Origin of the sequence: Microvirga makkahensis, assembly GCF_009830105.1 — a bacterium.
In the GTDB taxonomy this organism is placed as follows: Bacteria; Pseudomonadota; Alphaproteobacteria; order Rhizobiales; family Beijerinckiaceae; genus Microvirga; species Microvirga makkahensis.
Genome location: NZ_WURB01000013.1, coordinates 52,217 through 75,179, shown reverse-complemented (window position 1 = coordinate 75,179; position 22,963 = coordinate 52,217). Strand labels below are relative to the sequence as shown.

The following is a 22,963-nucleotide window of genomic DNA, read 5'->3' as shown; positions in this document are numbered from 1 at the left end:
TGGGGTAATCATTACATTGTGCTGGAGCTGCGGAATAGTCATGAAACTGGACAAAATCGATCTGAAAATCCTCGCCGCTCTCCAAAGAGACGGGCGTATGACCAAGCTTCGGCTGGCAGAAGCGGTTAATCTGTCTCCCACAGCGTGCTGGGAGCGCCTGAGCCGCCTCGAAAGGAGCGGTGTGATCACCGGGTACACCGCCCGTATCAACACCGATAAACTGGCGCGCCGGACCACCGTTCTGGTGGAAATCATGCTCAAGAGCCATCAGCAATCGGATTTCCAGCGCTTTGAGGCCGCAATCCTCGCAGAGCCTGCGATCGTCTCTTGCGACGCGACCGGCGGCGGTGTGGATTACATCCTCCGGATCGTCTCCGAAGACATCGATGCCTATCAGAGACTGATCGACAAGCTGCTGAGGCTGGATCTCGGGATCGAGCGATACTTTACATATGTTGTGACGAAGAATGTAAAATCCGCCGATCCGCTCCCGAGCTTGCTGCCGACCGAGGACCGATCGGCAACGCAGCCCATGTGAGGAGTGTTGCGGAGTCTATGGGTGACGCCATGCCCTCCGTGGTCCGACCGCAAGGCGGTAGGCGAGACGGGCTGCAATGCGCGCCGTCTGATCGTCCCGATCCAGGAGGGGATTGAGTTCCGCGATATCGGCGAGAGCAAGTTTCTCCGATGACACGATCTCGTCGACGAGGTCTTCGATGATCTCAAGAGCAACGCCGCGTGCCGCCGGTGCGGATACCCCAGGCGCCACTCCCGCCGGCAACACGTCGAGATCGATCGAGAGATAGATCTTGTCGACGCTTGCCATCCTCTTCTGGAGCATCTCCCGTATGTCCGCGAGAGCCGATGCGCGCATCTCCTCGTCGAGACGGTACTCGACGCCGAGGATGTCGGCGCGCTCGAACAGGGCTGACGTATTGGCAAGCTCACTGATGCCGAAGCAGAGATATCGGAATGCGGCGCCGCGCGCGGCGCACAGCTCCGCAATCTGCCGGAACGGTGTCCCTGAATTCGGTCGGGGCGCCCGCCGCAGGTCGAAATGAGCGTCGAAATTGACGATGAGTACATTGGTCGAGGCGAGCCGGTCGCCAAGATGCTTGGTCAAGCCGAGAAAGCTGCCATAGGCAATCTCATGCCCGCCGCCGAGGACCACAGGCCGAATGTCGCGCCCGAGGAGCGTTGCGATGTGCTCGGCAAGGCGATCCTGGGAGCCTTCCAGGTCGCCCTCCGTGCATGCGACATCACCGGCTTCGTAAAGGCTGACTGGCCGGTGGACAGGAAAGCGCTTCAGCATGTTCCGGATCGCGGCAGGGCCTCGGGCTGCACCCGGCCGGCCATGATTGCGCCGCACTCCCTCGTCGCTGGCGAAGCCGAGAATGGCTGAACCGCCCTGCGCTGCGAAATCCAATGGACGAAGGATATCCTTGATACGTGTCACCGAGCCGTCCTCTCCCTGATCGCCCGGAAGACCAGCTGGCTCTATTCCGCTTCTGTCGTTCACCATAGTGCGTGCGCCCGGTTAGCAGACCTCGATCTGGGTGGACCTTTCGGTAGCAGCTCCCGACTCCGGAGAGACGGCGTCTGTACGCTAACTGGTGCCATCGGAGGACACCTCCGGAAACTGCCCGCTCCCGGCCGGAGAGAAGCGCCCAATGAGGCGGTGGCGTTCGCCAGGATAAGAGATGCGAGCCTCCGTAAGGAAGACCCCGGCCTGCCAAGTCCGTCGCTCGAGTACGAGACAGGCCGAGCCTGTCGCAACCTGGAGCAGTTTATGCAGCTTGGCGTCTGCGTTGACTGCTCTGATCACATGCTCAGCATCGGTCCAGGGCACGCGGTTCAAGAGCCATGTTCCGGGAGGAGCCTCGACGAACTTTTCCACGCGCGCATCCGGGACCGCTACGAGATTGATAATGCGCTCCTCGTAGGCTTCCGGCTCGCCTTCCACCAGATGCATGGTGTCCACGCAGAGCACCTTCGCCTCGGCGGGCATGCCGATCCGCGCGGCCGTGGCCGCGTCGATCGGCTCGATAGAGCGGCGCAGGATCTGGTGGCGGTATGATTTGTTTGCCCGCTTCGCCTCGAGCGCAAAGTCCTGGATCTGGAGAACGGCCCGGTCGGCCTTAGGAGTCGCGACAACCGATCCTGCACGCCGCCGCCGCGTGATGAGACCCTGGACGGCTAGACCGGACAAGACCTTGCTGACCGTCATGCGCGAGCAGCCATACTCGGCCATCAATTCGTGCTCGTAGGGCAGGCGGTGCCCAGGCGGCCACTCGCCGGACATGATCTTGTCCTCGATGTCTCTCCGAATTCTCTGGTTCAGATGCACGGTGTTCCGCCCTTCGAGCTCGGTCATGTCCTGATTCGTGTCCAGCGACATTTCTGCGGGGTCTTTCCCAAGCATGGCTTCTGTACCGCCAATTCCTTCTCCCGCCTTGCGACTATTGTCTAATCGGATCTTCAATTAATGTATAGACAAGTCAAAATGGTCAATTTATGACTATACATATCACGAGCAACCAAGGCCGACCATGCTATTCGATACCGTCTGGTTGAATGCGCGCCTAGCGACCCTCGCAGAGGGACGCGAGGGCTTGGGGATCATCGAGGGGGGAGCGGTCGGCGCGAAGGACGGCCGGATCGCCTATGTCGGACCACAAGAGGCGCTGCCTTCGCCCTGGGACGCCGTGCGAACAATCGATTGCACCGGCCGCTGGATCACTCCCGGTCTGATCGACTGCCATACTCATCTGGTCTATGGCGGCAACCGGGCTCATGAGTTCGAAATGCGCTTGGCGGGCGCGAGTTATGAGGAAATCGCGCGTGCCGGAGGCGGCATCCTCTCGACGGTTCGGGCCACCCGTACCGCTACCGAGGAGGAGCTGATTGCTTTGGCCTTGCCGCGCCTCGACCATTTGCTCGCTGAAGGCGTCACCACGGTCGAAGTCAAGTCCGGTTACGGTCTCGACCTCGAGACGGAGCTTCGGATGCTTCGGGCCGCGCGGCGACTGGAGAGTGTCCGTCCTGTATCCGTCTCGACCACGTTCTTGGGCGCCCATGCTCTCCCGCCTGAGGCGGACGGCGACAAGGACAGGTTCATCGACCGCATTTGTGACGAGCTCCTGCCGACTGTCGCACGGGAGGGCTTGGCCGACGCGGTCGACGGCTTCTGCGAAGGGATAGCGTTCACGCCGGATCAGATTGAACGGATGTTTGTGGCCGCCAAGTCTGCCAATCTTCCAGTCAAGCTGCACGCGGATCAATTGTCCAATCTGCACGGGGCCAGACTTGCGGCCGAGCACGGCGCCCTGTCGGCGGATCATCTCGAATACACTGATGAAGAGGGCGCCGCCGCCATGGCCCGCTCGGGAACCGTGGCCGTTCTCCTTCCCGGTGCGTTCTACATGCTTCGCGAGAAGCAGATGCCACCTGTGGAGCTGTTTCGGGCTCACGGCACCCGGATGGCACTGGCGACCGACTGCAACCCTGGAACGTCGCCGCTGACTTCGTTGCTGCTGACGATGAACATGGGCGCGACCCTGTTCAGGCTCACCGTCGACGAATGCATCGCAGCCGTGACGCGCGAAGCGGCGCGGGCGCTCGGCCGCTTGCAGGACATCGGCACGCTCGAGCCCGGCAAGTGGTGCGATCTTGCGGTCTGGGACATCGAACGTCCCGCCGAGCTCGTCTACCGGATCGGCTTCAACCCGTTGCACTCCCGCGTCTGGAGAGGACAATGAACCAGATCGTGACGCTCAATCCCGGCACCGCCACTCTGGCGCAGTGGCGCGACATCTATTTCGGCGCCGCCATCGCGCTTCAGAAGGGATGGGATGTCAAAGTGGCGCAAGGGGCCGCCGCCGTCGACGCGATCATTGCCAAGGGTGAGAGCGTCTATGGCATCAATACGGGCTTCGGAAAGCTGGCGAATGTCCGCATCAGCGATGCCGACCTGATCGTGCTTCAGCGCAACATCGTGATTTCTCACGCTGCTGGAGTGGGCGAACCTCTTCCGGCTCCGGTGGTGCGCCTGATGATGGCCCTGAAGCTGGCAAGCCTGGCACAGGGAGCCTCGGGGGTGCGTTGCTCCACAGTGGAGCATCTCGCCCATTGCCTCAAGTCTGGCCTCGTTCCTGTGATCCCTGCGCAAGGCTCCGTCGGCGCCTCGGGCGATCTCGCTCCTCTCGCGCATATGACCGCTGCCATGATGGGCTTCGGAGCGTTTTTCTTCGGCGGGGTGCAGGTGCCGGCTCATGAAGCGCTCGAACGCGTGGGCCTGGCACCTCTCGAACTCGGACCTAAGGAAGGTCTCGCGCTTCTCAACGGAACGCAGACATCGACGGCTCTGGCCTTGGCGGGGCTGTTCCATGCCGAGCGCCTTCTGCAGGCCGGGCTTGTCACTGGCGCCCTCGCCACGGATGCCGCACGGGGATCGGACAAGCCCTTCGATCCACGAATCCAGGCCGTCCGTGGCCATCGTGGGCAGATCGAAGTTGCCGCCGCCCTGCTTGAGCTCATGACAGCGAGCGAGATCAGGGCTTCTCACCTCACCAATGACGACCGCGTGCAGGATCCTTACTGCCTGCGCTGTCAGCCTCAGGTGATGGGTGCCTGCCTCGACCTTCTTCGTCAGGCGGGAGCGACGCTCGCGATCGAGGCCAACGGTGTCTCCGACAATCCGCTGGTTTTCCCAGAAACGGGCGAGGTCGTGTCCGGCGGCAATTTCCATGCTGAGCCCGTCGCGTTCGCCGCCGACATGATCGCCATGGCTCTGTGCGAGATCGGCTCGCTCGCCGAGCGCCGCATCGCGATGCTGGTCGATCCGGCTCTGTCGGGCCTGCCCGCTTTCCTCACTCCGGAGCCCGGCCTGAATTCCGGCTTCATGATTCCGCAGGTCACTGCAGCGGCGCTTGTGTCCGAGAACAAGCAACGGGCATTTCCGGCAAGCGTCGATTCCATACCGACATCGGCCAACCAGGAAGATCATGTCTCGATGGCAGCCCACGGTGCGCGACGGCTCCTGGTCATGTCCGAGAACACGGCGAATGTCATCGGCATCGAGTTGCTGGCCGCGGCCCAGGGCTGCGACTTCCACGCCCCACTCGCCTCGAGTCCGCGCCTGGAGTCAGCTCGCTCCGCGCTCCGGAACATCGTTCCGACCTTGGGCGACGATCGCTACATCGCTCCCGACATCGCATCGGCCACGGCGCTCGTGCGCTCGGGGGTGCTGGCGGAGGCTGTAGGCTGCGAGGTCCTGCCCTCCGTGACCGAGGCCGTTTAACCGGACCAGGACGACGCCGAATGGGAGCCGCCTACCTTCATTCGAAACCTGAAGGGCATTGCCCCGCCGATCCATGACGTAAGGACCAATTCATGACCCGTATCGACAACTCCCGCGTGATCCGCGCTGCTCACGGCACCGAACTGTCGGCCAAGAGCTGGCTAACGGAAGCGCCTCTGCGCATGCTCATGAACAATCTTGATCCAGACGTCGCAGAGAAGCCGGGCGAGCTCGTTGTGTACGGCGGCATCGGCCGCGCGGCGCGAGACTGGAACAGCTTCGATCGTATCGTGGCGGCTCTGAAGAACCTTGAAACCGACGAGACGCTTCTCGTGCAGTCCGGGAAGCCCGTCGGGGTCTTTCGCACGCATGCGGATGCTCCGCGGGTTCTGATCGCCAATTCCAACCTCGTGCCGCACTGGGCTACCTGGGAGCATTTCAACGAACTCGACCGCAAGGGCCTCATGATGTACGGCCAAATGACGGCCGGCTCCTGGATCTATATCGGCAGCCAGGGGATCGTGCAGGGCACCTACGAGACCTTCGTGGAGATGGGCCGCCAGCATTACAACGGCGATTTGTCGGGCCGTTGGATCCTCACCGCAGGCCTCGGCGGCATGGGCGGCGCGCAGCCGCTCGCCGCCACCATGGCGGGTGCCTCGTGCCTTGCCATCGAGTGCCAGGCGAGCCGGATCGAGTTCCGCCTTCGTACGGGCTATGTGGACGTTCAGGCGAAGGACCTGGATGACGCCCTCGCGATCATCGACAGAGCTTGCAAGGAGAAGAAGGCGGTCTCCGTCGCTCTGCTGGGGAATGCCGCCGAGATCCTCCCCGAACTGGTCAGGCGCGGCGTTCGCCCCGACTGCGTCACCGACCAGACATCCGCGCATGATCCCGTCAACGGCTACCTACCCAAGGGCTGGAGCATCGGCGATTGGGAAGCCAAACGTGAGGCTGACCCCAAGGTGGTCGCGAAGGCGGCCAAACAGTCCATGGCCGAACACGTCCGTGCCATGCTCGCTTTCCATAAAATGGGCATCCCGACGGTCGATTACGGCAACAACATCCGTCAGATGGCCCTTGAGGAAGGGATCGCGGATGCCTTCGACTTCCCCGGCTTCGTCCCGGCCTATATCCGTCCGCTCTTCTGTCGTGGCATAGGCCCCTTCCGCTGGGCCGCCCTGTCGGGTGATCCGGAGGACATCTACAGGACTGACGCCAAGGTAAAGGAACTGCTGCCTGAGAACAAGCACCTGCATAACTGGCTCGACATGGCCAAGGAGCGGATCAAGTTCCAAGGCCTGCCCGCCCGCATCTGCTGGGTCGGCCTCGGCGACCGTCACCGCCTTGGCCTCGCCTTCAACGAGATGGTTGCAAAGGGTGAACTGAAGGCCCCCATCGTGATCGGTCGCGATCACCTCGATTCCGGCTCTGTCGCGAGCCCGAACCGTGAGACGGAGGCCATGAAGGACGGCTCGGATGCGGTGTCCGACTGGCCGCTGCTGAACGCGCTTCTCAACTGCGCCTCCGGCGCCACCTGGGTGTCGCTGCACCACGGCGGCGGCGTCGGCATGGGCTTCTCGCAGCACTCGGGCATGGTGATCGTCTGCGACGGCACACCTGAAGCCGCCAAGCGCGTCGAGCGCGTGCTGTGGAACGATCCTGCCACCGGCGTAATGCGCCACGCCGACGCCGGGTACGACATCGCTCTCGATTGCGCCAGGGAGCACGGCCTCGACCTGCCGGGGATTTTTGGCTGACGGCAGCAAGGCGGCCGCTTACGGCCGCCGATTCCTTTGATGTGGGAGGGAAAACGCATGACGGACATCACTTACAGCGAGCGTGGCTCGCGCAGCGGAGCACTTGCCAGGCTCTGCATCTACAGCCTGATCGGCATCTTCGTATTTTTCGTGCCTGTCACCATTGCCGGCAAATCCACTATACCGCTTGACCATGCTGCGACGGCGGTCTCGACCTATGCACGCCCGGCGGCAATCGCCTTCGTCTCTCTGCTGATCCTGTACGGCGCGATCGCTCCCTTCGTTCAGGGCACATGGCGCAAGGACACGGCGCAAGCCGTCTTCTCGATCCTGCGCGTGCTCGGTGTCGTCCTGACGGTCATGTATCTTTCAGGGTTCGGTCCAGCCGCGCTGTTTGCGCCTGACATGTTGCCCTTCCTCTTTGACAAGCTAGTCCTGTCGGTAGGCCTCATCGTGCCGATCGGCGCGCTTGCCCTCGGCTTCCTTGTCGGATACGGGCTGCTTGAGTTCACCGGCATCCTCGTCCAGCCGATCATGCGACCCGTGTGGCGCACACCCGGCTGGTCGGCTATCGATGCGGTCGCCTCCTTCGTCGGCAGCTATTCGCTGGCTCTGCTGATCACCGACCGGGTGTTCCGGGAGGGTAAATACAATGTCCGAGAGGCGGCGATCATCGCCACAGGTTTTTCGACCGTTTCCGCAACTTTCATGGTGATCGTCGCAAAGACGCTCGGGCTGATGAATGCCTGGAATCTTTACTTCTGGACGACCCTGGTGATCACCTTTGCCGTCTCGGCGATCACTGCCCGGCTGTGGCCGCTCGCAGGACTCGATCACAGCAGGGAGCACGAACAGCCCCTGCCCGCGGGGAAAGGCCGGTTGCAGGCCGCAGTCGCGGCGGGCATCGACCAGGCCAGTGCGGCAAAGAGCCTTCCCGAAACACTGCGCGAAAACTTGGTCGATGGACTGCGCATGGCGGCCATGATCCTGCCCAGCATCATGGCGGTCGGCCTCCTCGGATTGCTCGCCGCGAAATACACTCCGCTCTTCGACGTCCTCGGCCTGCTTCTCTATCCGTTTACCTGGATCGCGCAGTTCGCCGAGCCCATGGCAGTCGCAAAGGCGATGGCTTCAGGACTTGCCGAAATGTTCCTGCCGGCGATCCTCCTGAAGGAGGGCGAGATTGCGGCGCGCTTCACTGCTGCCATTGTCTCGGTAAGCCAGGTGCTGTTCCTTTCGGCGTCGATCCCCTGCGTGCTTGCGACCTCGATTCCGCTCAGATTCCGCGATCTCCTGGTCATCTGGTATATTCGCACGGCCCTGAGCATCCTGCTCACGGCACCAGTAGCCTGGCTCGCTGTCCACATGGGCTGGATAGGGTAGCGCCGGTTCGTAGCCTGATTTCCAGCCCCGCCTGTAAGGCGGGGCTGGACGATCTCGGCGGGCGGGCGCCCGCAACGTCCCGCGAGGTCATGCACCGAGAATGCGCGCTCAGGCTGACGGCAGGATCAAGCCGTGATTCTGTCGAGCAGGTCGCGCATGAAAGCCTCGCCCTTGGCCACTTCGCTCAGCTCGATGTACTCGTCAGGCTTGTGCGCCTGGTCGATGTTACCGGGTCCGCAGACCACGGCTGGGATGCTCCCCGATTTCTGGAATAGGCTCGCCTCCGTGGCGAAGGCGACCTTGGACTGGCCGTTCTGACCGGCGAGCGCCTTGGCGATCGTCACCACTTCATCCTCCGGAGCGACGTCGAGGCCCGGGGTCGAGGACAGCTCCCGCCAGGAGAAGCCCGCATTTGGCGCCACGGCCTTCATCTGCGGCTCCAGCACATCGTGGGCGAAGCGCTTTACCTCAGCGAGCAGGGCGTCGGGATTCTGCTCGGGAAGATAGCGGAACTCGAAGTCGAACTCGCATTCCGAGGGCACGATGTTGAGCACCGTGCCGCCGCGGATCACGCCTGTATGAATGGTAGTGTGGGGAATATCGAAGCCCTCATCGAAAGGCCCCTCCGCCGCAATGCGCCGTGCCATACCGCGCAAGTAGGCAACCACTTCCGCCGCGTACTCGACCGCATTGACACCCCGCGGCGCGAGCGAGGAGTGGCAGGACTTCCCTTCCACACGGCAGCGGGTCGCGAGCTTGCCCTTGTGCGCGCAGATGACCTGCATCTCGGTCGGTTCGCCGATGATCGCCATGCGCGGGCGTATTGGCAGGGTGTTCAGATACGCAATGAGCGGACGGACCCCGAGGCAGCCGATTTCCTCGTCGTAGGAGAAGGCATAGTGAATCGGAATCTTCAGATCCGACTTCGCGAACGCGGGGGCGAAAGCGAGCGCGATGGCTACGAAGCTCTTCATGTCGGCTGTGCCGCGGCCGTAGAGCCGGTCGCCGCGCCTGCTGAGGGTGAACGGATCGCTCGTCCAATCCTGGCCGTCGACCGGCACCGTATCCGTATGCCCAGAGAGCAGGATGCCACCGCGATCCTGCGGCCCGACAGTCGCATAGAGGCTGGCTTTTCGGCCGGTCTCGTCGAGGATCAGCGTGCTCTCGATCCCCAGGCCTGCGAGATAGTCGCGGATATAACCGATCAGCTCCAAGTTGGAGTTGCGGCTCGTGGTGTCGAAGCGGACCAGATCACGGATGAGATCGAGGCTGACGAGGTCGTCAGTAGGCATCATGTCTCCAGTTTTCAAACGTGCGAGCGTCTGCTCATTGCATATCGTTCAGATGGCAGGCGGAAAGCCGTCCGGGCGCGATCTCGCGCAGCGACGGGCGCTCGCTCCTGCAACGGGGCAGAGCGAGCGGGCAGCGCGGATGGAAAGCACAGCCTGCAGGCGGATCAAGAGGCGAGGGGATCTCGCCCCTGATCGGCGCGAAGGTGCGCTTGCGGGTATCGACCCGGGGCGCTTCGTCGAGAAGGGCGCGGCTGTAGGGATGGTTCGGCTTCGTGAACAGCTCCGCGCTCGGAGCCACCTCGACGACGCGCCCGAGATACATGATGACGGTGCGGTCGGCGATGTGTTCGACGACACCGAGATCATGGCTGATGAAGAGATAGGTCAGGCCCAGATCCCGGCGCAGCTCCATGAACAGGTTGATGATCTGGGCTTGGATCGAGACGTCGAGGGCCGCCACGGATTCGTCGCAGACGAGAAAATCTGGCTGCACCGCCAGAGCCCGCGCGATTCCGATGCGCTGGCGCTGGCCTCCGGAGAACTGGTGCGGGAAGCGAGCCGCATAGGCAGGATCGAGGCCCACCTTGCGCATGATCGAGGCGACGTAGTCCGCCTGCTCATTGCGGGAGACGATGCCGTGCACGCGCGGCGCCTCACCGATGATCTCGGACACCCTCAGCCGCGGGTTGAGCGAGGCCATCGGGTCCTGGAAGACCATCTGGATCTTCAGCGTGGCCTGCCGAGCCTCGTCGTGCGGCAGCGCCGCCATGGGCCTGCCGCGATAGATGAGCTCGCCGGAGCTCGGCGGAATGATGCCCGCAACCATGCGACCAAGGGTCGTCTTGCCGCAGCCGGATTCTCCCACCAGCCCGACAACCTCGCCGGGGGCGATGGCCAGGCTCACGTCATCGACCGCGCGAACGTCGAATTCCTGCACCTTGGCGCCGAGCCGTTTCGCCAGACGCTCGGCGAAATCGAGCTTGGTGGTGAAGCGCTTGGTCAGGTGGGAGAGTTCGAGCATTGGCGTCGCGCTGCCCGGCGCAGGAAGCGGCACGGCAGCGCGCGAGGAGGTGGTTGCAGTCATGCGACGGCCCCTTGCGGGTTGAAGCAGCGCCAGCCATGCGCTTCGTCCGACAAGGGCGGCAGGGCAAAGCAGGCATCGGTGGCGCGCGGGCAGCGCGGCCGGAATGCGCAGCCTTCCGGCAGATTGAGCAGGGATGGGGTCATGCCCGGGATCTGGGCGAGCGGCTCGCCGCGCCTGTTGCGGCTCGGCACCGAGCCGAGGAGGCCATGGGTGTAAGGATGACGGGCGCCGTCAATGACTTCGACTGCGGATCCGATCTCGACGATGCGGCCGGCATACATCACGGCGATTCGGTCGGCGAGGCCTGACACCACCGCGAGATCGTGCGTGATCCAGACGAGCGCCGTGCCGGTTTCCCGGCACAATTTCTGCATCTCGAACAGGATCTGCGCCTGGATCGTCACGTCGAGCGCGGTGGTCGGCTCGTCGGCGATGATCACATCGGGCCGGTGCAGGAGCGCGATGGCGATGGCCACGCGCTGGCGCATGCCGCCGGAGAACTGATGCGGATAGGCGGCGAGCCGCTCGTCCGGCGACGGAATACCGACGCGGGCCAGGGCTTCGCGGGAGCGCTCGCGCGCCTCGCTGCGCGAGACCCTATCGTGGGCGAGCACGGTCTCGACCATCTGGGTCTCGACACTGAGCACCGGGTTCAGCGTCATCATCGGGTCCTGAAAGATCATGGCGATGCGGCTGCCGCGCAATTGCCGCAGGCGCTTCTCGGCTGCCGTCACCAGATCCTCTCCGTGATAGCGCACCGCGCCCCCGACGATGCGTCCAGGCGGATCGACGAGGCCCAGGACCGACATGCCTGTCACCGACTTGCCGGAGCCGGATTCACCCACGAGCCCGAGAATCTCGCCGCGGTGAAGGGTGAAGCTCACGCCGTCCACCGCCTTCGCGACACCGCCGCGGGTGAAGAAATAGGTCCGCAGATCCTCGACCTCGAGCACGGCTTCCTGTCGTGTCACGATCAACTCCTCAATGCTGCAGGCGCGGGTTGAGGACGTCGCGCATCTGGTCACCGACCAGGTTGATGCTGACGATGGTGACCAGCAGGGCGAGACCCGGAAACAGGCTGACCCAGAACTCGCCGCTGAGCATATAGTCGAAGCCTGAGGCGATCAGCATGCCGAGCGAGGGCTCCGTGACCGGCACGCCCACACCCAGGAACGAGAGCGTCGCCTCAAGGGTGATTGCATGGGCGACTTGCACGGTCGCAACGACGATCAGCGGCGGTAGGCAGTTCGGCAGGAGGTGGCGCAACACGATGCGCTGCCTCGGCAGCGCGAGGCACTGGGCGGCCTCCACGTATTCCTTGCGCCGCTCGACGAGCGCTGCGCTGCGCACGGTGCGGGCGTAATAGGCCCATTGTATGGCGGTGAGCGCGATGATCACCTTGTCGACACCCTTGCCGAGCACCGCCAGTAGGATCAGGGCGATGAGGATCGCCGGGAACGAAAGCTGGATATCAACCAGCCGCATGATCGCGGCATCGAGACTGCCGCCCGCATAGGCTGCGATCATGCCGACCATGAGCCCGATGGCGAGCGCCACCGTGGTGGACGAGAAGCCGACCAGGAGACTGGTGCGCAGCCCGTAGAGGATTGCGCTCAGCAGGTCGCGCCCCTGCTCGTCGGAGCCGAGCCAGAAGAGATTGCCGTCCATGTCGGCGCTGCCAGGGGACAGCATTCCGTTCATGATGTCGAGCTTGCTGAGATCGTAGGGATCCTGCGGGGCGATCCAGGGCGCGAACAGGGCTGAGGAGACGATCAGCACCAGCACAACGAGCCCGAGCACGGCCACGCGGCTGTCGAGGAACTCGACGACGAAGCGCTTGAGCGGCGTCTGGACCCGGGATGGTGCGGCGGTGGCGGGATTAACGGCGGTCATGCCTTGGCGCCTCCCAGGCGGATGCGCGGATCGAGCAGTGAATAAAGCAGGTCGACCACGAGGTTGATGACGATGAAGAGGAGCACAGTGACGAGCAGATAAGCCACCACCACGGGTCGGTCGAGCAGCAGGATGCTGTCGATCAGGAGCTTGCCCATGCCGGGCCAGGCGAAGACCGTTTCGGTCACGACCGAGAAGGCGATCACGGAGCCGAATTCGAGGCCAAGGACGGTGACGACCGGGATCATGATGTTCTTGAGGATATGGACGCCGACAATTCGGCGTGGCGCCAGCCCTTTGGCCCGGGCGAAGCGCACGTAGTCCTGCAGGGCGACCTCACGGGTGCCGGCACGTGCGAGGCGGATCACCAGGGATACCTTGAACAGAGCGAGGTTCAGGGCCGGCAGGATCATGTGCTTGAGGCCGTCGGCCGTCACGAAGCTGAAGGGAATCCCGAACACCTCCACCGTCTCGCCGCGGCCGCTCGCTGGCAGCCAGCCGAGGGAGACCGCAAAGGCCATGATCAGAAGCATGCCGACCCAGAAGGTCGGAAGGCTGAAGCCCAGGATCGAGCCGGCCATGATGATCTTGCCAGCCTTCGAATCGGGTCTGAGCCCGGCCCAGATGCCGAGCGGGATACCGATCGCCACGGCGATGATCATGGCAAGAAGCGCCAGCTCCAGCGTCGCCGGGAAGCGTTCAAGGACGAGCTGCACCGCCGGGACCCCGTGAACGAAGGAGGTGCCGAGGTCGCCGGAGAGCGCGTTCTTGGCGAAGGCCAGGAACTGCTCGTGCATGGGCAGGTCGAGCCCGAGGCGCGCGATGGCGGCGGCGCGCTCGGCCTCGTCGGCCTCAGGGCTGATCAGCACGTCGATGGGGTTGCCGATCGCGAAGATGCCAGTGAAGACCAGGACGGACATGATGGCGACCACGATCGCGCTTTGGGCAATGCGCCGGATCAGGAAAACCAGCATCTCGAATTCCACATGAGGGACAGGAATGGAGCGGGGGCGGCAGGCGCCGCCCCCAGCCGATGGTATTTCTACTTGGCCGAGCGGACGGCGTAGGCGAGAGTGTACTGGTCGGCGCGCGGTTCGTAGCTCAGACCCTTGCGCATCGCCCATGAGGTGACCTCGTAGTGCAGCGGCACCAGGGCGACGTCGTCGACCGCGACCTTCATCGCTTCGGCCAGGAGCTTCTCACGCTCCTTGTCGTCGACGGTGGCAAGGGCCTTCGTGATAAGATCGTCGAGTTTCGGGTTGGAATAGCCGGTGTAGTTCGTCGGCCCGAAGCCCTTTTCCTTGATGCGCGTTGCGACCAGCGACTTCAGGGGCGACGAGGCTTCGCCGGTAGCGGCGCTCCAGCCGCCAAGATAGACGCTGAACTCCCCCTTGTTGCGACGGGAGAAGAAGACGTTCACCGTCGCAGCGTCGACCTGGGTTTTGATGCCGATGCGGCTGTACATCTGAGCGACCGCCTGGGCGATCTTCTCGTCGTTGATGTAGCGGTCGTTCGGCGTGCCAATGGTGAGCTCGAAGCCATTGGGATAACCGGCCTCCGCGAGCAACTCCTTCGCCTTCTTGGCATCGTAGGAGAACTTCAGGTCCGGGTTGGTGCCGAACAGGCCGGGCGCCAGGAGCTGTGCTGCGGGCTCAGCGGTGTTGTTCATGATGCGCTTGACGATGGCCTCGCGGTCGATTGCCATGGACATCGCCTGACGGACGCGGATGTCGCGCAGCGGGTTCTTGCCGTCGGTGCCCTTGATCGTCGGCGTTTTCTCGGCTTGGTCGAGGGCGAGATAGATGATGCGGTTCGACAGGGTCTCGACGACCGAGACTTTGGGATCCTTGCGCAGCCGCTCGAGATCCTGCAGCGGGGGCTCGTCGACGAGATCGACGTCACCGGCAAGGAGTGCGGCGACGCGTGGGCCCTCGCTGGTGATCGGACGGAATGTCACTTTGTCCCATTCGGGCTTCGCGCCCCAGTAGTCGGGATTTCTGTCGAGCACGATCCGCTCGCCCTTGCGGTATTCCACGAGCTTGAACGGGCCGGTGCCGATGGCGAGGGTGCCGTCGTTGAAGGCTTGGGTCGAAGGCCAGGAATCGGCCTTGCAGCCGGCCTTGTCGAAGGTGACCTTCTCGCCGCCGGCGGCCTTCGCCGAGATGATGCCGAAGGTGGTGAGTTCGATGGGCAGCAGCGGGTAGGGCGCGGCTGTCCTGATGATGAGAGTATGGGGATCTGACACCTCGATAGAGTCGATGCCCTTCGTGTAGAGCGTGAACGAGGACGGGCTGTTGGCGACGTTCGGAATGCGACAGACCGTGTAAACGAAGTCCTGCGCGGTGAACTCGGTCCCGTCATGGAATTTCACACCCTTGCGGAGCTTGAACTCCCAGGTTCTGTCATCAATCGTCCTCCAGGATTCCGCGAGAGCCGGGATCAGGCGCTGCTTCGCATCCTGATCCAGCAGAGATTCGAAGATGTGCCGGCGAACGGTGTTGTTCGGCGTGAGGTTATGATAATGCGGATCGAGTGCGCTCGGCTCGGCGGCGGTACCGATGCGCAGTTCGGCGGCCGAGGCTTGGCCTCCAAGAAGCACGGCGGCGAGAATGCCGGCAAGGACGGATAGCTGCTGTTTCATGACCTCTCTCTGGTATATGTCTCAAAGCGCAACACCGACAGCTTTGTTATGAAATTTCGGTATCGTCTATCGCATAGCGATATGAGTGTAGCGCAGCGCGATTATCACATCTATAAAGGTCAAGCTTGTCAAGCGATCGAGAGAAGCAGTGTCCTGCTTGGCATTGTTGGAGGAGAATTGTCTTGACGTCGCGCAGGCGCGCTGGAGCGCCAGATCCGGATGAGAAAATTGTTGCTCCCTCAGAGGATTCCCAGGTTTCTCCCTTGCGGGAGGATCCGCAGTTCATCGCCTCGCTTGCAAAGGGCTTGAGTGTGCTGAAGGCTTTCGACGGCGAGTGGGATGCTCTGGGTTTACGCGAAATTGCGGTGCGATCAGGCATCAGCATGGGCGCAGCTCAGCGGATTACGCACACGCTGGTTCATCTCGGCTATCTCCGAAAGGATGAAAAGACGCGCCGCTACCGACTTCGCGCACGCATGCTCGACTTCGCGTATCATTATCTCCATGCAAGCCCGCTTTACGAGGTCGCTATCCCGTTCGTGGCATCGGCGCGCGATGAGTGCAGGGAGACTGTGAACGTCGCCGAACTAGATGGCCCGGAAGTAGTCGCGGTCATTCGCATGCCCAGTCAGCGGTACATGAATCCCACCTCGACCATCGGGCGTCGGCTGCCGGCATTCTGCACGGCCGGCGGACGGGCGCAACTCGCGTGGCTATCCCCGAAGGAAGTCGCCGACATCCTCGACTGCACCGAATTCCAGGCGCGCACACCACACACGATCATCGGCCGAGGTGAGGTGGAGCAATGCCTCACGGCGGCGCGTCGCGATGGTTTCGCGCTTGTCTGCGAGGAGGTCAATCTCGGTGAGATTGCGCTCGCAGCACCAATTCTCGACGGCAGCGGACGTCCTCTGGCAGCCGTTGGTATCTCGACATCTACCGCCGACTGGACCGTTGAGGGCGCACGAGAGCGTCTCGCACCGGTTGTCATGCAGGCAGCACGCCTGATCTCCCGCTCGTTGCGGGGATGGAAGCCGTTCTGAGGCACTCCCGCGGGTGCAGCCGCTGCAAAGTCCTCGCCGTACCGGGCCCGCGTGAACGATGCTGTCAGGGCTGATGGCTGCCGTTCGCCTGACGCGGATCGCTTGCGCCGGGACTCTTCTCGAAGCGGCATTCGGAAGTAAAGTTCCCCGCAGGAACAGAGCATCGCCCAAGCGGGGTTGATTCTCTCGCAGTATCGTACATTCATCGGTCAGATGCAGGCTTCATCTGCTGGTTGGGGGGCTATGTCTTATGACACCTTCTTCCAATTGGGGATGGGCTCAGTTTTACTGAATGCCCCCAAACGGAAGATGCTCTTGCCGTGCGCGCCGCTGTTGCGTGCGCTGAGACAATCGACGTAGCGATGCAAAGCCGTAACCTTGGCTTTGACGGATTGGCCGTCGCCGCTGTATCCCGTGCAGAGAAGAGGAGTCGGGGCAACAGCGCTAAAGCGCTGATGTAAGGCGCGTCCGCCCTCCCGGCAAGAATCCATAGACATACACCTTCCGAAAGTGTCGCTCGGGGAGCTGAGACACTTGAAGAAGGCGCATATCTGTTTCTAGCGCCGGAGCGACCGGGCGGGCCGCCTGAACAAACTCGGGCGACAAGCATCTGTCCATGCCTGATCAACCATGCAAGCCCTGTCCATCACAGACCCAGCGGGAAACGCGTCGTCAACGGGAACCACGCACTGATGCCTCAAACGCCTTACTATCTCATCGACAAGGCCGCTCTGCTTCGAAGCATGCAAATCATACAGCATGTGCGCGATCATTCTGGCGCGAAGATACTGCTCGCCCTGAAATGTTTCGCCACATGGTCGGTCTTCGATCTCATGTGTGAGTACATGGATGGTACGACGTCCTCGTCGCTCTTCGAGGTGAAGCTGGGTCACGACAAGTTCGGCGGGGAGACACACGCCTATAGCGTTGCCTATGCCGATCATGAGGTCGACGACGTCATCGCCAACGCGGACAAGATCATTTTCAACTCAGTCGGTCAGTTCGAGCGCTTCGCGGATAAAACCGCTGCATTGAGCCGCGGCCTCCGTCTCAACCTGCGGGTCAGCGCATCAGGTTTCGACCTTGCTGATCCAGCCCGCCCCTACAGCCGTATCCTACACCGCCGGCGTGCCAGCCGCCGCAGCAGCGGTCCTGATCGCAGGCGGCGATTGGGATGCCGGCAGAATGGCCAATGTCGAGGAACTTCCGCCGAAACTGTTCCTCCGCCTGTTGGGCCAAATGGGACTGCCGACGCTGATCAGGATCGGTGATGTAGACGAGGAACTTGTCTTTGCGGAGGAGAAGAGGCAGCCGGCAAAGGCGGCGTAAACCACATGCACGGTCCTGTGCGGACCCGGCAGGGAGTGCCGTGCTCCGGCATTCCCTGCCGGCAGATTCGTTCCTGATAAGTGAGACCTGTACCCACCACCGACGGAGGCCAGCTACCTCGGCGTCATGTCTGCAAAGCTGCCGGAGGGTATTGGGCTGTGTGGATTGTGACCGCGGGGCTTCCAGGTTTGAGGAAGGAATATGCGCGTTCCGTCTGTCGCGCGGGGCGTGCTGCGGCTGCATAGCAAGAACCCCCAGCCGCGAGTAGCGTGCAGGAGTTTTGTTGTGGTTGCAGGGATCCAGGACCATCGACGACAAGGGTTGCGAGGAATTCCATTTCAGTTCAGACGTTACTTGGCCACATTGCGGCAGTAGATGAGTAACTTTATGAACAGCCGCAGGAAACGTAGGATGTGTATGGCGCGCTGAGGCTAGAAAGGTCTGGTTTTGCACAGTGAACAGACCTTTCTCGGATATTCCTGCACTTCCCCACGTGCCTCTAAGCCGCCTTGAGTTGTTTCCGAGGCGGCTTAATTTGCCTTCTGCTACAGCTTCACAAGCCCCGTCATGTGCAATTCGCGGCGAGTTCTCGCGCGCACACATGAGGAGCCGTATTTCTGCACAGCGCCGTTTTGCACCGTTAAATGGCCCTCAGATGACTTCTTCGAGCTGCCGGACGCCCCTGATTGAACAATCGGGCTAGGGTTCAGACTCAGTCGGCGCTCACTGTGGGGCGCTTGTGGCTAAGAATGTTGATCAAGCGCCGGAATGGATCACGGACATAGAAGCGCCTTACTCCCCATGGTTCGTCTTTCGGACCATATTCGACAACGAGACCCGCCACTTCGACGCGGTGTAGCACCTCTTCGAGATTGTCGACTTCCACAGAGAGATCAGGAACGGGAGTTCCCGAGCCTCCCTCGCTGGCTATGCTGATCTGTGGCCGACCCTCTACAGACGGCGCGGCAAACGTGACAATCCAGCCATGGTCCATCGCAACTTCTAGGCCCAATATGTCGCTGTAGAACGTGCGAGCAGCATCAGGGTGAGTTGCGGCGATATTCGCGATAATCCGTTTGACGGCCATCCTTCACTCCTCAGCTTGAGTAGAATAACGGTTCAAAGCCAAAAGGCTACAGCGGCGGCAAGGCTCACGGCTGAGAGGAAGTTGCGGGCGAGCTTATCGTGGCGGGTGGCGATCCGGCGGAAGTCTTTGAGGCGGCAGAACATGGCCTCGACGCGCCAGGGGTTCTTGTAACGACGTTCGTCATACTGGATCGGGCGCTTACGGTTACGTTTGCCGGGGATCACGGGCATCGTGCCCTGTTCGCGCAGTGTGGCCCTGATGCAGTTGGAGTCGTAGCCACGATCGGCGACCACCCGCTTCATTCCGGCCGTATGGCTGATTAGCAGGTCCACGCCCATCACGTCGGATGTGTTGCCGGGCCGTAGTTGGCAGGACAATCCGCCCCGCGGCCGCCGCATTTGAGCATGTGGATGATCCCGGAGACCATGCGCCGGTCATCGACCCGATGCGCTCCAGGCTAGCTCTTCGGTAAGTGTAACTGAATTACTATACATGCTCCATCCGACAGCCAGAACAACGAACGCGACATCTCCGAGGGCTTCCTTCAGCGAAAACTCCCTGAATCATTGTGCCCCATGAATTTCAAGGGCCTGATTGGGTTTGAACCCTAGAACCTCCTTTTCAATTCGTGCGGCTTCGCAACCGTTTGGGCATCATCGGAGTTTTCACCATCACCAAACGGACAGGAACCATGAAAAAGCTAGGCTTGAGTACCGTTATAGCTTCCGGCCTTATTGTCGCCGGGCCCGTGCTGGCATCCCCTTGTGGTGATGCTATCCGCGCACTGGAGCCTCGTGTCGACGAGGCCGTCTCGAAAAGCGCAGCCCTGTCCTCCGGCGGGCAGGCCGTTGCTGCCTCCCGCGAATCTCAAGCCATGCAGGCCGACAAGCAGTCCACCCCGCCTGGCTCATCGGTGCAGAAGCTTCCGGAACATGACGTCGGGGCGACCGCTGCGGCGACCCCGCTGGCCGGGGGCGATAATGCTATGAGAGCACGGGCGGCTCTCAGTCGGGCACAGGCTCTCAATCGCGAGGGCGATGCCTCGGGCTGCTCCGCTGCTGTGGAGGAGGCCCGGCGCGAACTCGGGCCGACTCAGTAGGGTCGTCGAACGTCCGGCTTGCCCTATTTTGCTCCTTCGAGACCCTCTCCGCAGGGCAAGTCACTGGGCACGATCAGCGGTGCTGAAAGCGACTTGTACGCTAGGTTGTTAGACCGATTGCAGCCTAGGGCGGTCAGTGCGTCATCGTATCGATACGTTTTGAATGGTGACAGAGGAGAAGACCATGGCGACACTGGTCGTAAACGGCGCCGACAGGTCATTCGACGGCGACGAGAACATGCCGCTCCTGTGGTATTTGCGTGATGAACTGGGTCTGACCGGCACGAAGTTTGGCTGCGGTGTTGCCCAGTGCGGAGCCTGTACCGTGCATCTCGACGGCACCGCAGTTCGGGCTTGCGTAACTCCTATGGCAGCCGCCTTGGGAACGGCGGTGACGACGATCGAAGGCTTGTCACCGGACGGCAACCATCCCGTCCAGGTCGCTTGGAGAGACCTCAACGTGTCGCAGTGCGGCTACTGCCAGCCTGGCCAGATCATGCAGGCCGCGTCACTCCTCAAGGACAACCCGAATCCGAGCGACGAGGACATCGACAGCATGATGAGCGGCAACATCTGCCGGTGCGGAACCTATCCGCGCATTCGTGCTGCCATCAAGCAAGCCAGCAATGGAGGTCGTCGATGACAGACCACGATGAACTCGAATTGGCGGTCGCGAACGTCAGCCGGCGTGGGTTCCTAGCCGGAATTGCTGCTGGATCGCTGGTGCTCGCCATCGGTTGGCCGTCCGATGCCAGTGCGCAGGAGAAGAAGTTCGGTGCGGACGGCATGCCGAATGGGTGGCGTGACGATCCGAGGATCTTTGTCTCGATCAGTCCGGATGGCCTTGTAACCGTCACTTGCCATCGTCAGGAGATGGGCCAGGGGGTTCGTACCTCGATCGCGATGGTAGTAGCGGACGAACTGGACGCCGATTGGTCCAAGGTCCGGGTGGCACAAGCGCAGGGCGACGAGCCCCGATACGGCAACCAGGACACGGACGGCTCGCGCTCGCTCCGCCACTTCTTCATGCCAATGCGGCGTGCCGGGGCTGCAGCCCGCACGATGCTTGAGCAGGCGGCGGCTGCGCAATGGGGTGTTCCGGTCCAGGAAGTCCGCGCGCGGGAGCATGTGGTGCTGCACGAACGAACCGGTCGGAGGCTCGATTACGGCGCGCTCGCCACCGCCGCCGCATCTCAGCCGGTCCCGGCACGCGAGATGCTCAAGCTGAAGGACCCGTCTGCCTTCCGTTATATCGGCAAGGACCGGATCGGCTTGATCGACAATCAGGACATCACGACCGGCAAGGCTGTGTACGGGATCGATGCGCGAGCCGACGGCATGCTCTACGCGGTCGTCGCCCGTCCCCCTGTCTTCGGCGGACGCGTCAGGAGCGTCGACGATGCCGAGACGTTGCAGGTCCCGGGCGTTGTCAAGGTCGTACAGATCGCGCCGCCCGAGATTCCATCCGAGTTCCAGCCGTTGGGCGGGGTTGCGGTTGTTGCACGCAACACCTGGGCTGCCATGCAGGGGCGTGACAAGTTGAAGATCGTCTGGGACGACGGTCCGCATGCGAGCTATAGTTCGGACACCTACCGCGCCGAGCTGGAGGCCGCGGCACGCAAACCAGCCAAGGTGGTCCGCAGGCAGGGCGATGTCGACGCCGCCATGGCCAGAGCGTCGAAGCGGGTTGAGGCCGAGTACTACATCCCCCATCTGGCACAGTCGCCGATGGAGCCGCCGGCCGCGCTCGTCCAGATCAAGGACGGCAAGTGCGAGGCGTGGGCCTGCGTTCAAGCTCCTCAAGCCACCCGCACCCGCCTGGCGGAGCGTCTCGGAATTCCCGAGGAGAACGTTACCGTCAACGTCACGCTGCTGGGAGGCGGCTTCGGTCGCAAGTCCAAGCCGGATTTCGTTCTCGAAGCCGGCCTGATCAGTCAGGCCATGGGCGGTGCTCCCGTGAAGGTGACCTGGACCCGGGAGGATGATCTGCACCATGGCTACTATCACACGGTCTCTGTCGAGAGGCTTGAGGCCGGTCTCGACGAACGCGGAATGCCGGTCGCTTGGCTGCATCGCAGTGCAGCACCAACGATCGGCTCTATCTTCGCTCCCGATCCCAAACACGAACTGCCCTTTGAGCTCGGCATGGGGCTGGTGAATGCGCCATTGGCGGTGCCGAACGTGCGCATGGAGAATCCCGAGGCGACGGCGCATACCCGGATCGGTTGGTTCCGGTCGGTCTCCAACGTTCCGCATGCGTTCGCGATTCAGTCATTCGTCGCCGAGTTGGCGCATGCTGCCGGACGCGATCCGAAGGACTACCTTCTCGACCTGATTGGCCCCGCCCGCATCATCGACCCGACGGACATTGGTGACGCCTGGAACTATGGCGAGGATCCAAAACTCTATCCGATCGATACAGGTCGTCTGAGGCAGGTCGTCGAGACGGCCGCTGCCGGCATCGGCTGGGGACGGAGCCTGCCGCAGGGCCACGGGCTCGGCATTGCAGGCCACTACAGCTTCGTGAGCTACGTGGCCGTTGCGGCTGAGGTGCAAGTCGACGGAGACAGGCTCGTCATCCCGCGGATCAATATCGCGATCGACTGCGGCCCCCAGGTCAATCCCGACCGCATCCGCTCCCAGATGGAGGGCGCAGTGATCATGGGAGCAGGGCTTGCAACGAGTTCGGAGATCTCGTTCAGGAATGGCCGGGTCGAGCAGAACAACTTCGACAGCTACGAGGTTACGCGGATTGATACGGCGCCGCGCGAGATTCATGTGCATCTCGTCGCATCGCATAGCTACGGACAACCGCTTGGCGGCGTAGGCGAGCCGGGTGTGCCGCCCGTTGCGCCAGCCCTCGCCAATGCGGTCTTCGCCGCGACAGGCAAGCGGATCCGACGCCTGCCAATCCGGGATCAGTTCCTGGCCTGAGCGATGTCGCACGAGTGCATCGGATCATGCCGGTGCACTCGACATCCGCCCCTTGCAGGCTGACGGCAGAAAGCCCCCCTTGGAGAAATCACTATCCTGGCCGACGATAGCTGTGTCAG

General features: G+C 62.6%; 18 protein-coding genes and 2 pseudogenes. 10 read left to right on the top strand and 10 right to left on the bottom strand.

Annotated elements, in window-relative coordinates; all coding sequences use genetic code 11:
• Positions 1-40: 40 nt before the first annotated feature.
• The gene (locus GR328_RS17095; RefSeq protein ID WP_160885849.1) at positions 41-538 is read left to right on the top strand and encodes an Lrp/AsnC family transcriptional regulator; all 498 of its coding nucleotides are present in this window, start codon (positions 41-43) and stop codon (positions 536-538) included.
• 15 nt (positions 539-553) lie between these two features.
• On the opposite strand, the gene hutG is transcribed toward GR328_RS17095, so the two are convergent.
• Positions 554-1,456, bottom strand: a complete 903-nt coding sequence (gene hutG / locus GR328_RS17090; RefSeq protein WP_205790084.1) for a formimidoylglutamase — start codon at positions 1,454-1,456, stop codon at positions 554-556.
• A gap of 150 nt (positions 1,457-1,606) precedes the next feature.
• Positions 1,607-2,374: a histidine utilization transcriptional repressor HutC gene (gene hutC / locus GR328_RS17085; RefSeq protein WP_160885845.1), complete on the bottom strand. Its 768-nt coding sequence runs from the start codon at positions 2,372-2,374 to the stop codon at positions 1,607-1,609.
• Positions 2,375-2,549: 175 nt separating this feature from the next.
• Between hutC and hutI the strand changes: the two genes are divergently transcribed.
• The 4 genes from hutI (at position 2,550) to GR328_RS17065 (ending at position 8,442) form a co-directional block, all read left to right on the top strand.
• Positions 2,550-3,758 carry an imidazolonepropionase gene (hutI, locus tag GR328_RS17080; RefSeq protein ID WP_160885843.1) on the top strand — a complete coding sequence of 403 codons (1,209 nt, stop codon included), beginning with the start codon at positions 2,550-2,552 and terminating at the stop codon, positions 3,756-3,758.
• The gene (gene hutH / locus GR328_RS17075) at positions 3,755-5,299 is read left to right on the top strand and encodes a histidine ammonia-lyase (RefSeq protein ID WP_160885841.1); all 1,545 of its coding nucleotides are present in this window, start codon (positions 3,755-3,757) and stop codon (positions 5,297-5,299) included. The genes hutI and hutH overlap by 4 nt, the downstream gene beginning before the upstream one ends.
• A gap of 92 nt (positions 5,300-5,391) precedes the next feature.
• Positions 5,392-7,059 carry a urocanate hydratase gene (gene hutU / locus GR328_RS17070; RefSeq protein ID WP_160885839.1) on the top strand — a complete coding sequence of 556 codons (1,668 nt, stop codon included), beginning with the start codon at positions 5,392-5,394 and terminating at the stop codon, positions 7,057-7,059.
• Positions 7,060-7,116: 57 nt separating this feature from the next.
• Positions 7,117-8,442 (top strand): YjiH family protein, encoded by a 1,326-nt coding sequence (locus tag GR328_RS17065; RefSeq protein ID WP_160885837.1) that lies wholly within the window; start codon positions 7,117-7,119, stop codon positions 8,440-8,442.
• A 125-nt stretch (positions 8,443-8,567) separates the two neighbouring features.
• On the opposite strand, the gene argE is transcribed toward GR328_RS17065, so the two are convergent.
• The 6 genes from argE to GR328_RS17035 all read right to left on the bottom strand — a co-directional run bounded on the left by argE (position 8,568) and on the right by GR328_RS17035 (position 15,352).
• Entirely contained in the window at positions 8,568-9,734 is a 1,167-nt protein-coding gene (argE, locus tag GR328_RS17060) for an acetylornithine deacetylase (RefSeq protein WP_205790083.1), read from the bottom strand.
• Between the two features lie 34 nt (positions 9,735-9,768).
• A complete protein-coding gene (locus GR328_RS17055; protein ID WP_160885833.1) occupies positions 9,769-10,818 on the bottom strand; it encodes an ABC transporter ATP-binding protein in 1,050 nt (349 codons plus the stop codon).
• Positions 10,815-11,795, bottom strand: a complete 981-nt coding sequence (locus GR328_RS17050) for an ABC transporter ATP-binding protein (RefSeq protein ID WP_205790081.1) — start codon at positions 11,793-11,795, stop codon at positions 10,815-10,817. Before GR328_RS17050 ends, GR328_RS17055 begins: the two co-directional genes overlap by 4 nt.
• Positions 11,796-11,799: 4 nt before the next feature.
• Complete coding sequence (locus tag GR328_RS17045) at positions 11,800-12,711, bottom strand: ABC transporter permease (protein WP_160885831.1); 912 nt, start codon at positions 12,709-12,711, stop codon at positions 11,800-11,802.
• A complete protein-coding gene (locus GR328_RS17040) occupies positions 12,708-13,685 on the bottom strand; it encodes an ABC transporter permease (RefSeq protein WP_160885829.1) in 978 nt (325 codons plus the stop codon). Before GR328_RS17040 ends, GR328_RS17045 begins: the two co-directional genes overlap by 4 nt.
• A gap of 68 nt (positions 13,686-13,753) precedes the next feature.
• Positions 13,754-15,352, bottom strand: a complete 1,599-nt coding sequence (locus GR328_RS17035) for an ABC transporter substrate-binding protein (protein ID WP_160885827.1) — start codon at positions 15,350-15,352, stop codon at positions 13,754-13,756.
• 182 nt (positions 15,353-15,534) lie between these two features.
• On the opposite strand from GR328_RS17035, the gene GR328_RS17030 reads away from it, so the two are divergent.
• Positions 15,535-16,395, top strand: a complete 861-nt coding sequence (locus tag GR328_RS17030) for an IclR family transcriptional regulator (protein ID WP_160885825.1) — start codon at positions 15,535-15,537, stop codon at positions 16,393-16,395.
• A 692-nt stretch (positions 16,396-17,087) separates the two neighbouring features.
• Positions 17,088-17,510 (top strand): annotated as a pseudogene (locus GR328_RS17025) (type III PLP-dependent enzyme domain-containing protein); the annotation flags it as partial.
• Between the two features lie 926 nt (positions 17,511-18,436).
• On the opposite strand, the gene GR328_RS17020 reads toward GR328_RS17025, so the two are convergent.
• Both GR328_RS17020 and GR328_RS17015 read right to left on the bottom strand, forming a co-directional pair.
• Positions 18,437-18,811 (bottom strand): VOC family protein, encoded by a 375-nt coding sequence (locus tag GR328_RS17020; protein WP_160885823.1) that lies wholly within the window; start codon positions 18,809-18,811, stop codon positions 18,437-18,439.
• A gap of 32 nt (positions 18,812-18,843) precedes the next feature.
• A pseudogene (locus tag GR328_RS17015) lies at positions 18,844-19,340 on the bottom strand (transposase).
• 162 nt (positions 19,341-19,502) lie between these two features.
• On the opposite strand from GR328_RS17015, the gene GR328_RS17010 reads away from it, so the two are divergent.
• The 3 genes from GR328_RS17010 (at position 19,503) to GR328_RS17000 (ending at position 22,844) form a co-directional block, all read left to right on the top strand.
• Positions 19,503-19,910 (top strand): hypothetical protein, encoded by a 408-nt coding sequence (locus tag GR328_RS17010; RefSeq protein WP_160885821.1) that lies wholly within the window; start codon positions 19,503-19,505, stop codon positions 19,908-19,910.
• Between the two features lie 184 nt (positions 19,911-20,094).
• Positions 20,095-20,553, top strand: a complete 459-nt coding sequence (locus GR328_RS17005; RefSeq protein ID WP_160885819.1) for a (2Fe-2S)-binding protein — start codon at positions 20,095-20,097, stop codon at positions 20,551-20,553.
• Positions 20,550-22,844, top strand: coding sequence for a xanthine dehydrogenase family protein molybdopterin-binding subunit (locus GR328_RS17000; RefSeq protein ID WP_160885817.1), 2,295 nt, complete (start codon positions 20,550-20,552; stop codon positions 22,842-22,844). Before GR328_RS17005 ends, GR328_RS17000 begins: the two co-directional genes overlap by 4 nt.
• Positions 22,845-22,963: the final 119 nt, after the last annotated feature.

What these genes read in the sequence shown, in the direction of transcription:
- GR328_RS17095 (WP_160885849.1), top strand. Translation starts at nt 41, where the DNA reads ATGAAACTGGACAAAATCGATCTGAAAATCCTCGCCGCTCTCCAAAGA.
- hutC (WP_160885845.1), bottom strand. Translation starts at nt 2,374, where the DNA reads ATGACCGAGCTCGAAGGGCGGAACACCGTGCATCTGAACCAGAGAATT.
- hutI (WP_160885843.1), top strand. Translation starts at nt 2,550, where the DNA reads ATGCTATTCGATACCGTCTGGTTGAATGCGCGCCTAGCGACCCTCGCA.
- hutH (WP_160885841.1), top strand. Translation starts at nt 3,755, where the DNA reads ATGAACCAGATCGTGACGCTCAATCCCGGCACCGCCACTCTGGCGCAG.
- hutU (WP_160885839.1), top strand. Translation starts at nt 5,392, where the DNA reads ATGACCCGTATCGACAACTCCCGCGTGATCCGCGCTGCTCACGGCACC.
- GR328_RS17065 (WP_160885837.1), top strand. Translation starts at nt 7,117, where the DNA reads ATGACGGACATCACTTACAGCGAGCGTGGCTCGCGCAGCGGAGCACTT.
- argE (WP_205790083.1), bottom strand. Translation starts at nt 9,734, where the DNA reads ATGCCTACTGACGACCTCGTCAGCCTCGATCTCATCCGTGATCTGGTC.
- GR328_RS17055 (WP_160885833.1), bottom strand. Translation starts at nt 10,818, where the DNA reads ATGACTGCAACCACCTCCTCGCGCGCTGCCGTGCCGCTTCCTGCGCCG.
- GR328_RS17045 (WP_160885831.1), bottom strand. Translation starts at nt 12,711, where the DNA reads ATGACCGCCGTTAATCCCGCCACCGCCGCACCATCCCGGGTCCAGACG.
- GR328_RS17040 (WP_160885829.1), bottom strand. Translation starts at nt 13,685, where the DNA reads ATGCTGGTTTTCCTGATCCGGCGCATTGCCCAAAGCGCGATCGTGGTC.
- GR328_RS17035 (WP_160885827.1), bottom strand. Translation starts at nt 15,352, where the DNA reads ATGAAACAGCAGCTATCCGTCCTTGCCGGCATTCTCGCCGCCGTGCTT.
- GR328_RS17020 (WP_160885823.1), bottom strand. Translation starts at nt 18,811, where the DNA reads ATGGCCGTCAAACGGATTATCGCGAATATCGCCGCAACTCACCCTGAT.
- GR328_RS17010 (WP_160885821.1), top strand. Translation starts at nt 19,503, where the DNA reads ATGAAAAAGCTAGGCTTGAGTACCGTTATAGCTTCCGGCCTTATTGTC.
- GR328_RS17005 (WP_160885819.1), top strand. Translation starts at nt 20,095, where the DNA reads ATGGCGACACTGGTCGTAAACGGCGCCGACAGGTCATTCGACGGCGAC.
- GR328_RS17000 (WP_160885817.1), top strand. Translation starts at nt 20,550, where the DNA reads ATGACAGACCACGATGAACTCGAATTGGCGGTCGCGAACGTCAGCCGG.